General features: G+C 69.0%; 15 protein-coding genes. 6 read left to right on the top strand and 9 right to left on the bottom strand.

The annotated features are described in order from the left end of the window. Positions 1-167: 167 nt before the first annotated feature. The gene (locus FND50_RS11385; protein WP_005238914.1) at positions 168-779 is read right to left on the bottom strand and encodes a TetR family transcriptional regulator; all 612 of its coding nucleotides are present in this window, start codon (positions 777-779) and stop codon (positions 168-170) included. 182 nt (positions 780-961) lie between these two features. On the opposite strand from FND50_RS11385, the gene FND50_RS11380 reads away from it, so the two are divergent. After that, entirely contained in the window at positions 962-2,500 is a 1,539-nt protein-coding gene (locus FND50_RS11380; RefSeq protein ID WP_144285842.1) for an FAD-dependent oxidoreductase, read from the top strand. Here the strand turns inward: FND50_RS11380 and hsaA are convergent, their stop codons facing one another. Next, positions 2,501-3,667: a 3-hydroxy-9,10-secoandrosta-1,3,5(10)-triene-9,17-dione monooxygenase oxygenase subunit gene (hsaA, locus tag FND50_RS11375; RefSeq protein ID WP_144285841.1), complete on the bottom strand. Its 1,167-nt coding sequence runs from the start codon at positions 3,665-3,667 to the stop codon at positions 2,501-2,503. A 167-nt stretch (positions 3,668-3,834) separates the two neighbouring features. Between hsaA and FND50_RS11370 the strand changes: the two genes are divergently transcribed. Genes FND50_RS11370 through FND50_RS11360 form a run of 3 tightly spaced genes read left to right on the top strand, consistent with a single transcriptional unit; the run spans position 3,835 to position 6,044 of the window. Beyond that, positions 3,835-4,998, top strand: coding sequence for a Rieske 2Fe-2S domain-containing protein (locus FND50_RS11370; RefSeq protein ID WP_144285840.1), 1,164 nt, complete (start codon positions 3,835-3,837; stop codon positions 4,996-4,998). After that, a complete protein-coding gene (locus FND50_RS11365; RefSeq protein ID WP_144285839.1) occupies positions 4,976-5,230 on the top strand; it encodes a hypothetical protein in 255 nt (84 codons plus the stop codon). Before FND50_RS11370 ends, FND50_RS11365 begins: the two co-directional genes overlap by 23 nt. 22 nt (positions 5,231-5,252) lie before the next feature. Next, the gene (locus FND50_RS11360) at positions 5,253-6,044 is read left to right on the top strand and encodes an SDR family oxidoreductase (protein WP_144285838.1); all 792 of its coding nucleotides are present in this window, start codon (positions 5,253-5,255) and stop codon (positions 6,042-6,044) included. 9 nt (positions 6,045-6,053) lie between these two features. On the opposite strand, the gene FND50_RS11355 is transcribed toward FND50_RS11360, so the two are convergent. Continuing rightward, positions 6,054-6,839: an SDR family NAD(P)-dependent oxidoreductase gene (locus FND50_RS11355; RefSeq protein ID WP_144285837.1), complete on the bottom strand. Its 786-nt coding sequence runs from the start codon at positions 6,837-6,839 to the stop codon at positions 6,054-6,056. Between the two features lie 230 nt (positions 6,840-7,069). Between FND50_RS11355 and FND50_RS11350 the strand changes: the two genes are divergently transcribed. Both FND50_RS11350 and FND50_RS11345 read left to right on the top strand, forming a co-directional pair. Continuing rightward, complete coding sequence (locus FND50_RS11350; RefSeq protein WP_144285836.1) at positions 7,070-7,885, top strand: alpha/beta fold hydrolase; 816 nt, start codon at positions 7,070-7,072, stop codon at positions 7,883-7,885. A gap of 69 nt (positions 7,886-7,954) precedes the next feature. Beyond that, a complete protein-coding gene (locus tag FND50_RS11345) occupies positions 7,955-9,190 on the top strand; it encodes a low temperature requirement protein A (protein ID WP_144289029.1) in 1,236 nt (411 codons plus the stop codon). On the opposite strand, the gene FND50_RS11340 is transcribed toward FND50_RS11345, so the two are convergent. From FND50_RS11340 to bphC, 6 genes are all read right to left on the bottom strand, one after another. Next, a complete protein-coding gene (locus FND50_RS11340) occupies positions 9,187-10,029 on the bottom strand; it encodes a DUF427 domain-containing protein (RefSeq protein ID WP_144285835.1) in 843 nt (280 codons plus the stop codon). The two genes, FND50_RS11345 and FND50_RS11340, sit on opposite strands and share 4 nt — an antisense overlap. 18 nt (positions 10,030-10,047) lie before the next feature. Further along, complete coding sequence (locus FND50_RS11335) at positions 10,048-10,647, bottom strand: hypothetical protein (RefSeq protein ID WP_144285834.1); 600 nt, start codon at positions 10,645-10,647, stop codon at positions 10,048-10,050. Continuing rightward, on the bottom strand, positions 10,647-11,717 hold the full coding sequence (locus tag FND50_RS11330; RefSeq protein ID WP_260851030.1) for a PEP/pyruvate-binding domain-containing protein: 1,071 nt from the start codon (positions 11,715-11,717) through the stop codon (positions 10,647-10,649). Before FND50_RS11330 ends, FND50_RS11335 begins: the two co-directional genes overlap by 1 nt. Positions 11,718-11,726: 9 nt before the next feature. Then, positions 11,727-12,113: a hypothetical protein gene (locus FND50_RS11325; RefSeq protein ID WP_144285832.1), complete on the bottom strand. Its 387-nt coding sequence runs from the start codon at positions 12,111-12,113 to the stop codon at positions 11,727-11,729. Positions 12,114-12,232: 119 nt separating this feature from the next. Continuing rightward, complete coding sequence (locus FND50_RS11320) at positions 12,233-13,390, bottom strand: S9 family peptidase (protein WP_144285831.1); 1,158 nt, start codon at positions 13,388-13,390, stop codon at positions 12,233-12,235. Continuing rightward, positions 13,387-14,298, bottom strand: coding sequence for a biphenyl-2,3-diol 1,2-dioxygenase (gene bphC, locus FND50_RS11315; protein WP_144285830.1), 912 nt, complete (start codon positions 14,296-14,298; stop codon positions 13,387-13,389). The genes FND50_RS11320 and bphC overlap by 4 nt, the downstream gene beginning before the upstream one ends. Positions 14,299-14,366 lie beyond the last annotated feature (68 nt).

Raw genomic sequence — 14,366 nt, 5'->3', positions numbered from 1 at the left:
TTCTTCCGGCACGCGGACGCGTCCGCGGCTCATTTTTGAAATGTATTCTATTCTTGAGGAGACATCAATGCCCTTCGCCATGCGAAATAGTTCTCCGCACAGCTTAGGAGTCGGGAATGAATTTCACTTCGAGGTCGGCGGGGAGGCGGCCCGACGCCGGCGATCTGTCAGCGATGCGACAGGTTGACCAGCAGCAGGTCACACGCCCTACGGATGTCGGACTCGGCATCGGGAATCGAGACTCGGCCGTTGAGGCAGGACTGGATGACGCCGAACCACAGCTGCACCAGCAGGCGCAGCGCCGTGAGGTCTTCCTCCGTCGGATGTTCGATCCCGGCGGCGTCCAGCATGATCTGCCGGAATGCCCGGTCGACCTTCCCCGCGTCCGGCACGGACGCGACGTTGGCGGTGCTCGTGGACTGGATCATCGCGGTGGACAATGCGGGCCGGCGCAACAGCCCGCGGGTGGCGCGGACCAGCACGTTGTACACCGCATCCTGCGGCGATTCGCCAGGGGGCGCACTCTTCTTGAACCCGGCACCCATCCGGTCGATCTGATCGACCATCACCGCGACGAACAGATGCGTCTTCGACGGAAAGTACCGGTACAGCGTCCCGATCGCGACGCCGGCACGTTTGGCCACCTCGTGCATCTGGACCCGGGCGAGTTCCTTCTCGGTGGCCAGTTCGATGGCGGCCTCGAGCATGCGGACGTGGCGGGCCCGCTGTTCCTCCGAACTCGGTTCGGCAGCATCCCGCACTTCGGCGATTCTCGGCACCCTCGATCCCCCTTCACTCCGCACAGCCCCGGATCCGGTGTCGATTCTCGCATCGGATCGGGAAACCATCGAATTTCGTCCGGTGAGTGGGACCGCGCGTGCCGCAGGTCGCCCGGATGCGATTGCGTGAACCCCACGACTGGACCGCCAGTCTCCACAGACCATCAACGGAGGAAACGACGATGCAGGACTGGACAACCGAGTGCGACGTGCTGGTGGTCGGTTCGGGGGGCGGCGCGCTGACCGGCGCATACACGGCCGCTTCGCAGGGATTGCGCACCCTCGTCCTCGAGAAGACCCCACTGTTCGGCGGCACGTCCGCGTACTCCGGCGCCGCGGTGTGGCTGCCGGGCACCGCCGTGCAGGAGCGCGCCGGCATCGGCGACTCCACGGACAAGGCGCGCACGTATCTGCGCGCAGTGGTGGGCGACGAGGAGATCGACCGTCAGGAGGCGTACGTCGCCACCGCGCCCGACGTCGTCGACCTTCTCGAACGCGATCCCCACATCGAGTTCGAGTGGCGCGCGTTCCCCGACTACTACAGGGCACCCGGCCGGATGGACTACGGTCGCGCGATCAACCCCCTCGACCTGCCGAGCGACGAGATCGGGGACCTGCGCGAGGTCATCCGGCCCGAGGCCGACGTCGACCGGGCCGGGGAACCGCATCCGGAGGGCACACTGAACGGTGGCCGCGCCCTGATCGGCCGCCTTCTCATGGCTCTGCACGGCACCGGGCACGCGGAACTGCGCACCGAGACCGCCGCGCGCTCGCTGATCGTCGAGGACGGCCGGGTCGTCGGCGTCGAGGCGACGAACGCCGCCGGTGAGACCGTCCGGATCCGGGCGACGCGCGGCGTGCTGCTCGCGGCAGGCGGAATCGAGGGCAACGCGGCCCTGCGCACCGACAACGGAACACCGGGCCGGGCGGCCTGGAGCATGGGCCCGCGCGGCGCGAACACCGGCGACCTCCTGCGGGCGGCGGTGGAGATCGGCGCGGACACCGCGCTCCTCGACGAGGCGTGGTGGTGCCCCGGGGTCGAACTTCCGGACGGCTCCGGCGCTTTCATGGTGGGCGTGCGCGGCGGCATTCTCGTCGACACGTCCGGAGAGCGGTACCTCAACGAATCGCTGCCGTACGACCAGTTCGGCCGAGCGATGATCGAGCACGGCAGCAGCAGTTCGTATCTCGTGTTCGACTCGAAGGAGGGCGGGCCCGTGTTGCCTGCCATCTCCATTCCGAACATCTCCGCCGAGAAGCATCACGCGGCGGGCACCTGGGTCTCGGCCGACACGATCGAGGAACTCGCGGAGAAGATCGGCGTCCCCGCAGACGCACTGCGCCGCACCGTCGAACAGTTCAACGACTTCGCCAAACACGGCGTCGACGAGGCCTTCCATCGGGGAGAGGACCCGTACGACAACTTCTTCTGCCCTCCGGGCACGGGTGCGGACGCGCCACCGAACCCGGCACTGAGCCCGGTGTCGCAGGGCCCGTTCCACGCGGCCCGCATCGTGCTCAGCGATCTCGGCACCAAGGGCGGGGTCCGGACCGACGCCGACGCCCGGGTCCTGCGCGCCGACGGCACGCCCATCGACGGACTGTATGCGGCGGGCAACACCAGCGCATCGCTCAGCGGCCGGTTCTATCCCGGTCCCGGAGTGCCGCTCGGCACCGCGATGGTCTTCTCCTACCGGGCAGTTCAGCACATGCGGAGCTGACTACACGAGGTTGTCCTCCACCGGGAGTCCGAACGCGCCCCTGCCGAACAGGGCGAGGGCGCGTTCGGGCTCGTTGGCCACGTGCACGCTGCCCGCGTGGGCGTCGCGCCACGACCGTTCGATCGCGTTGCCGCGCGACAGCGAACTTCCGCCGGCGGTCTTGAACAGCAGGTCGATCGCGGCGAGGGCTCGCTCGGTCGCGCGAACCTGATCGCGGCGCACCCGCAGGCGCAGTCCCATGGGGAGTTCCTCACCGGCCTCCGCCAGTTCCCACAGTTCACGCACGTTGCGATCCATCTGCAGTATCGCGGCGTCGATCTCGGACGACGCCCGGGCCACCGCGACCTGGGCGAACTGGTCGTCGACGAATCTTCCGCCACCGAGGCTGAGCCGCACTCGTTCCCGCATGAACGTCAGATAGCGTTCGTAGCATCCCGCGACGACTCCGACCCCGGGCGCCGCGACGGCGGTCGTGAAGAGTGTGGCGAACGGCAGCCGGTACAGCGGTCCCCGGTTCACCTTCTGTCCGGGTCCGCGCAGTTGCGCCGTCTCGTAATTCCTCTTGATCCGGTAGTCGGGAACGAACACGTCCTCGGCACTGATCTCGTTGCTGGCCGTGCCGCGCATCCCCACCACGTCCCACACGTCGTGGATGCGGTAGTCCGACCGCGGCACCAGCGCGGTCATGAAATCGACCGGGCGGCCCTCGGTCCCGACCACCATCGCGCCGAGCAGCGCCCACGACGCGTGCTCGCAGCCCGAGGAGAAATGCCAGTCCCCCGTCAGCCGGTAGCCGCCCTCGACGGGGACGAGCCGCCCGACGGGTGCGTAGGCGGACGACACGAGCACCGAATCGTCGTGGCCCCACACGTCATTTTGCGCGCGGTCGTCGAACAGGGCCAGGTGCCACGGGTGCACCCCGAGCACGGACGCCAGCCAGCCCGTCGAGCCGCACACACCGGACACGGCGCGCACCACCTCGTAGAAGTGCACCGGGTTGCTTTCCGTGCCGCCGTACCGCCTGGGCTGCAGCATCTTGAACAATCCGGCGTCGCCGAGCTCACGGATCACCTGTTCGGACACCCGCCGCGACTCGTCGACCTTGTCCGCGCATTCCGCGATCATCGGCAGCAGGCCGCGGATCGATCTCAGGACCTCGTTCGTCATCTGTCGGAGGGTAGGGCGATCACCCCCGCGCGTGGACAGGCATCTCGCTCAACGGGAAACGCCGCCCCACCGCCCGGTCCCGTCCAGTGGGACCACGTCATGCGGGCCGTCCACGCTCACTTAGCGTGCAGGGCACCGCACAAGCCCAGGAGAGGACGGGACGCATCGTGACCACCCAACAGTCCGACACAGTCGAGGTACGCGAAATCGACACCGGCGCAGCGCCCACCCGATTCGCCCGTGGATGGCACTGCATCGGATTGTCCGAGGCTTTCAAGGACGGCAAGCCCCACTCCGTCGAAGCGTTCGGCACCAAGCTCGTCGTCTTCGCCGACAGCGCCGGCGATCTCGCCGTCCTCGACGGGTACTGCCGACACATGGGCGGCGACCTCAGCCAGGGCACGATCAAGGGCGACGAGGTGGCGTGCCCGTTCCACGACTGGAGGTGGGGAAGCAACGGCCGCTGCAAGAAGATTCCGTACGCGCGCCGGGTGCCACCGCTCGCCCGGACCCGGTCGTGGCACGCGCTCGACCAGGACGGGATGCTGTTCGTGTGGAACGACCCGGAGGGCAACCCGCCGCCCGCGGACGTCACGATTCCCCGCATCGACGGCGCGCTCGACGACGAATGGACGGACTGGGTCTGGTACCGGACCACGGTCGACACCAACTGCCGCGAGGTGGTCGACAACATCGTCGACATGGCGCACTTCTTCTACGTGCACTACTCGTTCCCCACGTACTTCAAGAACGTCTTCGAGGGCCACGTCGCCAGCCAGTTCATGCGCGGGCAGGCCCGCGCCGACATGCGCCCGCACGCGTCGGGCCAACCCAAGATGCTCGGGAGCCGCTCGGATGCCACCTATTTCGGCCCGTCGTTCATGGTCGACGACCTGACGTACCAGTACGAGACCCACGACGTCGACTCCGTGCTGATCAACTGCCACTACCCCGTCAGCGCCGACAAGTTCGTGCTGCAGTACGGCATCATCGTCAAGAAATCGACGGAACTGGGTGGCGACGCGGCGGCCGAGATGGCGAAGAACTTCGGCACGTTCATCGCGAAGGGCTTCGAACAGGACATCGAGATCTGGAAGAACAAGACCCGCATCGAGAACCCGCTGCTGTGCGAGGAAGACGGCCCGGTCTACCAGCTGCGACGCTGGTACGACCAGTTCTACGTCGACGCCGCCGCGGTGACCCCGCAGATGACCGAACGGTTCGAGTTCGAACTCGACACCACCCGCCCCGTGGAGTCGTGGAAGCGCGAAGTCGACGAGAATCTCGCGCGAAAGGTGCGCGAAGCCGATGCAGCCACTGCAGTGCACTGAGTGCGGCGCGCGGGTCCTGGTCCAGAAGAACAGCTGGGAACACACTTCCATTCAGTGGGACGACGCCGCCCGCGCCCGGTGCCGCGAGATCGACAGCGCCGGGCCGGGGCGCCCCGGCGCTCCCCGCACGGGGTGCGCGGCGCTGACCGCGACGATCACCCGAGCCGCGGAAGCAGGTGCCGTCCCGGTACGCGATCCCGCCCCCGTCCCGACCCCCGTCGTCGCCCACTGAACGTTTTCCGGAAGGACACAACATGATCGACACCGAGCACTACGGTCCGTGGGCCGTCATCGCAGGCGGCTCCGAGGGTGTGGGCGCGAGTTTCGCCGAGGCACTGGGCCGCGCGGGGATCAACCTCGTGCTGATCGCTCGTAAGCCCGGGCCGCTCGAGGAGACCGCGGCCACGGTCCGCGCCCACGGCGTCCTGGTGCGCACACTCGCGCTCGATCTCCTCGATCCGGACGCCCTCGACCGGATCCGCACGGCCACCGACGACGTCGAGGTCGGGTTGCTGATCTTCAACGCCGGGGCCAACAGTTACGGACACGAGTTCGTCAGCGGCGACCTCACCGGCTTCCAGCGCGTCATCGACCTGAACATCACCTCGCAGCTGCACCTTTCGCAGCATTTCGGCGCGAGGATGAAGGACCGCGGCCGGGGCGGCATCGTGCTGGTCGGTTCGCTGGCCGGGTACCTGGGTTCGGAAGACCAGAGCATCTACGCCGCATCCAAGGCGTTCGGCCGGATCTTCGCCGAAAGCCTCTGGCTCGAGCTCGCGCCGTTCGGCGTCCACGTGGTCGAACTGGTCCTCGGCGTCACCCGCACGCCGGCGATGGTCCGGGCGGGCCTGAACTTCGATCTTCCCGGGATGAAGGTCGCCGAACCCGAAGACGTTGCCCGGGAGGGGATCGCGCACATCGCCGACGGCCCGGTCTGGGTGGCGGGCGGCAACTACGACGCGGCGCGCAAGCGCAGCGGTTTCCCCCGCGACGCACTCGTGCGCGGGGCAGCCGAGGGTATGCGGAAACTTCTGGGCCGCCGGTAGCCGCGGACATCAGAGGGTGGTGACGAGTCCGCCGTCGATCACGAAATCGGAGCCCGTCACATTGCCCGCCCGGTCGCTCGCGAGGAACACGGCGAGATCCGCCACCTCGTCCGGGCGGGTGAACCGGCCCGTGACCGCCTGCTCCGCGACACGCTCCGCCACTGCCTCCGGGTCACCGCCTGCGGCGCGCGCCACCGTGGCGGCGACCCCGTCGTCGCCGAGCCACAGGGCGGTCGACACCGGACCGGGGCTGACGGTGTTCACCCGAATACCCAAGGGTCCCACCTCTTTCGACAGGGCCTTCGAGAAGTTGGTGAGCGCGGCCTTGGACGCGCAGTAGTCGATGACGGTGGGGTCGGGCAGGAAACTGTTGACCGAACTCGTGGTCACGATGCTTCCCCGGCCCGCCGCGATCATCGTGGGCAGGGCGGCGCGGATCGTCCGCACCGCCGACATCAGGTTGAGATTCATCGTCGTGATCCAGTCTTCGTCGGTCACGTCGAGGAACCCGGTCAGTCTCGGGTGGGCGGCGCCGACGTTGTTGACGACGATGCCGAGACTGCCCCGAGCAGTGGCGGCGGCGACGAGTTCGCCCGGACCGGTGGGGGTCGACAAGTCGACGCTCACCGCCTCCACCGTTCCGCTGCGGACGAGTTCTTCCAGTTCGGGGCTGGGCGAACGGGCCCCCGCCACCACGAACGCACCTTCCGCGGCGAGCGCCCGGGTGATAGCGAGCCCGATGCCCTTGCTGGCTCCGGTGACCACGGCGACGGTGCCACGTAAGGCGAGATCCACGGGGTTCCTCCTGACGACGGCGGAGCGTGCACGGACGAGCGGAACATCCCCCTCCGATCACGCTAGCCGAAATGATGCCGACCGCGCTGCAGGCGAGTAATCTCAGCGACGAAGGGCCAGGCCACGGCGTTGCTCTCGTACGGCGATGCCTGTCGTCGCACGACTACACCTGGCGCGCAGGCCCCTTCACCCCTAAGCACTGTGTTCTTTCCTGACTCGGGAGACGAGTGATGCGACTTCTTCGACTTCGAACCGCCGTTGCCGCGTGCGCGATCGCGGCTGCCGGCACGCTGACCGTGGGGGCCGGACCGGCCCTCGCCCAGGATCTGCCGACGGTGGTGCTGGTCCACGGCGCGTTCGCCGACACGACCAGCTGGGATGCGGTGGCCGCGGAACTGCGCGGCCGAGGATACGAAGTCGTGGTCCCCGACAACCCGTTGCGCGGACCGGCATACGACTCCGCCGCCATCGAGAAGGTGCTCGCGGACATCCCGGGGCCGGTGGTGCTCGTCGGTCACTCGTACGGCGGCGCGGTCATCACCAATGTGCATTCGCCGAACGTCGAGGCCCTCGTCTACGTGGCGGCCTTCGCCCCGGCGCAAGGCGAGCCGGTCATGCTGAACCTCGATCCGATCCGGTTCCCCGGCAGCCAACTGCTCCCGCCGGTGCTTCAGGTGAAGGTCGTCGAGAACGATCCCACCGGAATCGCCGGGAGAAATCTCGACGGTTACATCGACCCCGGCCGATTCCACGAGGTGTTCGCCCAAGACGTCCCGGACGCCACGGTGGCCGACATGATCGCACACCAGAAGTCGGCCGCGCTCGTCGCGAACCTCGAGCCGACCGCCGATCCGTCGTGGGCGTCGACACCCAGCTGGGCCATGGTCGCTCAGAACGATCGCGTGATTCCGGCGGCCGCGGAGCGGTTCATGGCCACACGCGCGGGAGCCCGGATCACGGAAGTTTCCGCGTCGCACGCCGTCCTGGTGTCCCAGCCCGGCGCGGTCGCGGACCTCGTGGTGCAGGCAGACCAGGGAACTCCGTAGCGGACCGCCGTGAACGCGCCCGGAACACCGGCACCGAACAGCAGGAGCCTCGCCCATCGGGTCCAGAAGATGGTCGGGCGTGATCCGCACGAGGAACACCGTGCGGCAACGCCGTTGGAGTTGCTGTTCGACCTGACGTTCGTCGTCGCGTTCGGCGTCGCGGGCGAGCAGTTCGCGCACCTCGTCGCCGAAGGGCACGTCGGCGCCGGGCTGGCGGGATTCGCGTTCGCGATGTTCTCGATCATCTGGGCGTGGATCAACTTCTCCTGGTTCGCGTCGGCCTACGACACCGACGACTGGATCTACCGGGTCACCACCATGGTCCAGATGATCGGCGTCGTCATCCTGGCGCTGGGCATGCCGCCGATGTTCGCGTCCATCGACCGCGGCGTCGAGCTCGACAATTCCGTGATGGTGTCCGGGTACATCGTCATGCGTGTCGCCATGGTGTTCCAATGGCTGCGCGCCGCCAAACACGACCCCGAGCACCGTCCCGCGTCACTGACGTACGCCACGACGCTCGTCATCGCGCAGATCGGCTGGGTCGCCTTGGTGATCGCTCCCCTCACCGTCGAGTACGCGTTCGGCTTCGGCGCGATCCTCATCCTCGTCGAGCTGACCAGCCCCGTCATCGCCGAACGGTACCGGGGCGGAACACCCTGGCACGCACACCACATCGTCGAGCGTCACGGCCTGCTCGTCATCATCACCCTCGGCGAGGGTGTGATCGGCACCGTGGCGTCCCTGTCCGCCGTGGTCGAACACCAGGGCTGGACACTCGACGCGATACTCGTCACGGTCGCAGGCATCGGACTCACGTTCGGACTGTGGTGGGTGTACTACATCCTGCCGTCGGCCGAGGTGCTCGCGGTGTACCGCAACCGGTCGTTCGTCTGGGGTTACAGCCACATCGCGCTCTTCGCGTCGCTGGCCGCGGTGGGAGCCGGACTACACGTGGCGGCGTACTACATCGAACACGCCTCCCACATCGGCGCGACGGCAACGGTGCTCTCCGTCGCCGCACCCGTCGCGATCTTCCTCACCGGCGTCTACGCGCTGTACACATACCTGCTGCGGGAGCCCGACCCGTTCCATGTCCTGCTCCTCGTCCTGACCGCGGCCACGATCGCGCTCGCGCTGGTGCTGGCGGCGCAGGGTGTGTCGATGGCATGGTGTCTGATCGTGGTGATGCTGGCGCCGGTCGTCACGGTCGTCGGATACGAATTGCTCGGACATGCGCACGAGGCCCGGGCGCTCGAGATCGTCCTCGGGCGCGCCGACACCGGTGCCGGCGAGGAGTACTAGGACCAGGGAGTCACCGGCCGAGGCCGGGCCACACCGTCGACGACCAGATCGAGCCGCTCGTCGAAAAAGGCCACGAACCCCCGAACTTCCGACGCGTCGACGAGGGGCTCGTCGTATCGCCACGCGATGTCGTGAAGCACTCCGCCGGCGGTGACCGCGGACCGGTAGGCGGCCTCGCCCTTGTAGGCGCAGTACGACGTCGTCGCACTCGGCTGCAGTTCCGCGACGACGTCGTCGGGCGGCAGGTAGTAGCGGACCGGCAGCAGTGTTTCGAACAGCATTTTCGCCCGCCGAGTTTCGGCGAGGAGCGTGTCGCCCAGCATCACCCGGATGTGGCGGGACGTGCGGCGAACGTCGATGCGCTGGAACGGGTCGTGCGGATGACCGACGATCTCGTCGTCCTCCTCCAGCCAGCGGTCGAAGCCGTCGAAATCGAGAACCACGTACCCGGTCAGGTCCTCGTCTCCGGGCCGGAACCCCAGGGCGTACCCTGCGCCGGCGGTACGGAGCGCGACGGGTTCGCCCTCCGTGCTGTGCACCGAGAACGGCACCCGCGGATCGAGTACCGGCATCGTCGTCACGTCCGGCAGGGCGAAACCGACGTCGCCGGTCACCTCCGCGGCCACCGAACGCGTTGGCTCCGGCGACAACTCCGCGTCGATGTCCTCCGCCGGCACCGCGTACGTGGGAACGACGCGCCGCGGTTCCCCGACCAGGACCGCACGGTCACTGTCGACCACCGTGGTCCCGTTCAGCACGGCACGGATCCGCTTCGCCGACGGCTCGTAGCGAAGCTCGCGTAGCTGACGTCCGATGCTGTCGCGCAGTCGCAGGCCCATGAGTCGAGACTAGGCCTGTCATCGGGCCAGGCCGAGGGAAGCGACGAGGTCCTCGTGGAACTCGAACCAGACGCGGTGGCAGGAGTCGCGGTCGTTTGCCGTGATCCAGCCCGGATCGGTGCCCGCTCGCTCGACGGCGCCGGCGAACCGCTGGTGATAGCCGGCGAACCGGTCCATGCCCGCGACCAGGCGCGCCTCGAGTTCGCCCAGGGCGTGCGCCGCGGTCGCCAGGCGGGTGATCGTCGCGTCGATGGTCACGGTCGCCTCGCCGAGGCCCATCTCGGCCAGCTGCCAGGCGGTGCACGCGTCCGCCACGGCGACGTTGTGCGGCAGGAAGTCCCGGTGCACCTGCACCACCACGGCGCGGGTGCCGCACCGGTCGAGCTCGGCGGCGAGCAGTCGCTCGCCGTGGGCCTTCCCGGTTTCGGTCAGGGACCAGCCGCTGTCCCCGGCAAAATCGGTGTGGGTGATCCACCCACGGGCCTCGGCATCGAGCAGGTGCTCGGCGGCCAGTCCTGCAGGCAGCGCGAACCGGGCGGCGATGCGCGCGGTCTCCGCGTAGCCCAGGATCCGCACGGCGTGCAGCACCAGGATGTCCGTCGGTGTGCGGTGCGACATCAAATCCTCCCCGCGGTGCCGACGTGCCCGTGGGTGCCGTCGACGCGGACCAGCCGGCCCTCGGTCAGGATGGTCATGGCCCCCGGCGCCGCCAGGACTGCCGGGATGCCGAATTCGCGGGCCACGATCGCGGCATGCGCGAGCATCCCGCCCGTCTCGGTGACCACCGCGCACGCGCGGGCCAGCAGCGGGGTCCACGCCGGCGAGGTCGTACGGCAGACCAGCACGTCGTCCGGACGAAAGCGGGCGAAGTCGTCCAGGCTGCCGATGATCCGCGCAGGCCCGACGGCGGTGCCCGGGCCGGCTGCGATGCCTGTCAGCAGAATGTCGCCCGACGTGGCTCGCACTGGCCGCGCGGTGGAGGGAGCGGTCGTGATCGGGCGGGCCTGCAGGACCCGGATGTCGTCGCCGGCGATCGCCCACTCGATGTCCTGCGGGCGGCCGAACAGGCTCTCGATATCGCGTCCCAGCGCCGCGAGGGCGAGGGCCTGGGCAGTGGTCAGCAGTTGCCCGCCCCGGTGCCGCGCGACCTGCACGTGGGCACCGTCGACCAGGTACGCCTCCGGAGTGACGGTCCCGGCCACGACACTGTCGCCCAGGCCTCTCGTAGCCTCGATCACCACCTGCTCGGCCCCGCTGACCGGGTGCCGGGTGAACATGACTCCGGCCGTCTCGGGTTGCACCATCACCTGCACGATCACCCCGACCGACGCGGGGGCTTCCCGATCGGTGCGAGCCGCGTACGCGACGGCTTCGGGCGAGGAGCCCGACGCGGCGCTGCGACGCACCGCCTCGATCACCTCGGCGCTGGTGGTGACCCCGAGCGTCGTGGTCAGCTGTCCGGCGAACGAAGACTCGACGCCGTCCTCCGCGAGGGCGGACGAGCGCACCGCGAACGGACCGGGACCGAGACGGTGCAGTCCGGCCTCGATCTCCCGCTCCCAACCGGGATCGCCGAGCGGGTCGGGTATCACGAATCCGTCGGGTACCCGGTATCCGGCACGCAGCAACCAGCCGAGGTTGCGAGCCTTGGCACCGCAACGATCCGACGCGTCCGGCAGGGGGAGCATCGGCACTGCTCAGGCCTCCGCGTCGCGGTCGCCGGCCCTGGCAAGGACCCGGTTCAGGCGCTGCTGGGCTGCCTGCGCCGAACCCAGACCGAGCGCCTCCGCGACCTGCGGCCAGGTCATCCCACTGGCACGGGCAGCGAACAGCAGGCCGGACTCGATCTGATCGAGCTCGACCCGAGCTGACGACAGCAGCCGCAGCCCGGCCGCGAGCACCGCCGGGTCCGTGCCCTGTGCGTCCCGGCCGGCCCACGCCGCGAACCTGACGAGGTCGGTGTCCGAACGTGGCTGCCCGGAATGCTCCCAGGGACGCCGCTCGAGCCGGGCGGCGCCGGCCTGGTTCAGCGTCGTGCGTGCCTGATCGAGTTCGGCCGCGTGGGTCTGGTCGTCGGTGGTCACCCGACCACCACACGCCATCAACAGTCTGTTGTCAACATTCTGTTGATGGGCGCGTCGGACGAGGTCCCGGCATCCGTCGGACGAGGTCCCGGCATCCGTCGGACGAGGTCCCGGCATCCTCAGCCGGCGAGGATCCCGGCGACGAAATCCTGCGCGTCCTTCTGCGACGCACCGATCGTTCCGCGATGGTCCGCACCCTCGTACGTCCGATACGTCAGTTCGTTCCCGTTGTCCTGCAACGTCTTCACCATCAGATCCGTCGACGGCTTGCTCACCACCAGGTCGCCCGGACTCTGCGCGACCAGCGTCGGGACCTGCACGTGGACCCGCGACGGCTCCTGACGGGCCAGGTACTCGGTGAGCGGTCCCAGGTCGGCGTCGGGACGGAAGACCTGACCGGCGGGCACGGGCGGCACCTTCCGGATGTCGTCGATGCAGCCGGTCCGCGCCACCGTCAGCAGCGGTTGCGCCTGCTCCGTCAGCAACGCCGACGGGTCGATGGCTGGATCTGCGGCCTGGGCTCCGAGGAGGATCAGCGGGAGGAACGCCTCGGCCGCCTCGATACCCGGAACACCCGAGCGGAAGTACTGCGGCGTCTGGTCGAGCCCGTTGCCCGGCGCGATCGCCACCGCACCACCGAGGCGCAGTTCCGGGGCGCGCTCCCCGCCCTGCGCGGCGGTGAACAACGCCGCCTGCCCACCCTGGCTGTGACCGATCACGAACCACGTCGAGCCGACCGCCGGATCCATCGCCCGGGCGGCGCGCACGATGTCCACGACGGCGTTCGTCTCCGTGTCACCGTTGATGTACGGGTGGATCCCCGGCGTGCCCAGACCCAGGTAGTCCGTGCTCACCACCGCATATCCCTTGGCGACCCAGTCGTCGAGGGACGCGTCCACCCCGGAGAGATAGCCGTGGGCGGGGCCGCCGGCGAAATCCGCGGACGGGGCGCAGGCGTCCGCGACGCCGGTCGTGCCGTGCGCCCAGCTGATCACCGGATACCCGTCCTCGGGTGCCGGCGTGCGGGGGATCGACACGGTGCCCGACACCACGACGGGGTCGCCGTTGCCGTCCTGCGACACGTAGGTGATCACGTCGTTTCGCGCGGCACTCGGCAGTGCGGGACCGTCTGCGACGGCGCGGGACGACAGAAGCTGGCCCGGCCGCAGTGCGCCCGGGTCGGTCGCCGTCTCGGATGTCGCAGTGGAACAGGCGGTTCCACCGACGAGGAGGACGAGTACGGCCACCGCTCCGATCCGGGCGCGCGACAACGTCATGAGAACGCCGCCAGCGGCTCGGAACCCGACCAGTCGTGACCCCAGTAGCTGTCCGCCGTGATCTCCTCCGCGGTGTAGTGCGCCTCGTCGACGAGCATGCCCTCCGTGCCGAACTCGAGGTCCCAGCCGCCGGGGGCACGCACGTAGAACGACACCATGCGGTCGTTGGTGTGCCGGCCGAGGGTCGACGAGATGGAGAAGCCGAGCTTGCCGAGCCGGTCGAGCGCCTGGCCGACGGCGTCGAGGGTGTCGACCTCCGTCATCAGATGCACCATCCCGGGTTCGCCGCTGCGCGGTGCAGGGCACAACGCGAGGCTGTGATGGCGCTGATTGACGCCCATGAACCGCACCCGGCGGGCCGGTCCCGGGGCGTCGGCCGGTCCGAGCCGGATCGCGCCGCGCGGCAGGAAGCCCAGCACCTCGGTGTAGAACGTGTAGGCCTCCTCGAACGCCGGCGTCGGGAGGACCACGTGCCCCAGACCCTGTGCGCCGGTGACGAACCGGCCGCCGTGCGGAGTGACGACCGGACTGTGGTCGAGCACGGGCCCGAAGAACACCTCCACCCGTGTGCCGGACGGATCGTCGAACGCGATCACCTGCTCTGCGTCGCGGTGGCGCGACTCCTCCTCGGACAGGACGTCGACCGTGACACCCGACTTCTCCACCTGCTCACGCACCCGCTGGAGAGCGAACTGGTCGCGCACCTCCCACCCCACCGCGAGTGCCGTGTCCGTGTCGCCGGGGAGGACGATCAGCCGCGACCGCCGCTCGTCGACGCGCAAGTACAGGCCGTCGGGCTCGGGGCCGGCACCCTCGGCCATGCCCAGCCCGTCCACCACCAGCTCACGCCAGCGTGGCACGTCCTTCGTCTGGATCCTGAGGTAGCCGAGTCCTCGAATGTCGGTCATGTGAAAGTCCTTTCCTGGAGGCGGCTCCGCCGCCCGTGCGCCTTTCTGGTAGCTGGAACTACCAGAAA

Source organism: Rhodococcus sp. WB9 (assembly GCF_007558985.1).
In the GTDB taxonomy this organism is placed as follows: domain Bacteria; phylum Actinomycetota; class Actinomycetes; order Mycobacteriales; family Mycobacteriaceae; genus Rhodococcus_F; species Rhodococcus_F opacus.
The sequence above is the reverse complement of the archived record's forward strand: the minus strand, read 5'-3'. Positions and strand labels throughout refer to the sequence as shown.

Coding starts and splice junctions, on each gene's coding strand:
- FND50_RS11380 (WP_144285842.1), top strand. CDS start 962: ATGCAGGACTGGACAACCGAGTGCGACGTGCTGGTGGTCGGTTCGGGG.
- hsaA (WP_144285841.1), bottom strand. CDS start 3,667: ATGACGAACGAGGTCCTGAGATCGATCCGCGGCCTGCTGCCGATGATC.
- FND50_RS11365 (WP_144285839.1), top strand. CDS start 4,976: ATGCAGCCACTGCAGTGCACTGAGTGCGGCGCGCGGGTCCTGGTCCAG.
- FND50_RS11360 (WP_144285838.1), top strand. CDS start 5,253: ATGATCGACACCGAGCACTACGGTCCGTGGGCCGTCATCGCAGGCGGC.
- FND50_RS11350 (WP_144285836.1), top strand. CDS start 7,070: ATGCGACTTCTTCGACTTCGAACCGCCGTTGCCGCGTGCGCGATCGCG.
- FND50_RS11345 (WP_144289029.1), top strand. CDS start 7,955: ATGGTCGGGCGTGATCCGCACGAGGAACACCGTGCGGCAACGCCGTTG.
- FND50_RS11340 (WP_144285835.1), bottom strand. CDS start 10,029: ATGGGCCTGCGACTGCGCGACAGCATCGGACGTCAGCTACGCGAGCTT.
- FND50_RS11335 (WP_144285834.1), bottom strand. CDS start 10,647: ATGTCGCACCGCACACCGACGGACATCCTGGTGCTGCACGCCGTGCGG.
- FND50_RS11330 (WP_260851030.1), bottom strand. CDS start 11,717: ATGCTCCCCCTGCCGGACGCGTCGGATCGTTGCGGTGCCAAGGCTCGC.
- FND50_RS11320 (WP_144285831.1), bottom strand. CDS start 13,390: ATGACGTTGTCGCGCGCCCGGATCGGAGCGGTGGCCGTACTCGTCCTC.
- bphC (WP_144285830.1), bottom strand. CDS start 14,298: ATGACCGACATTCGAGGACTCGGCTACCTCAGGATCCAGACGAAGGAC.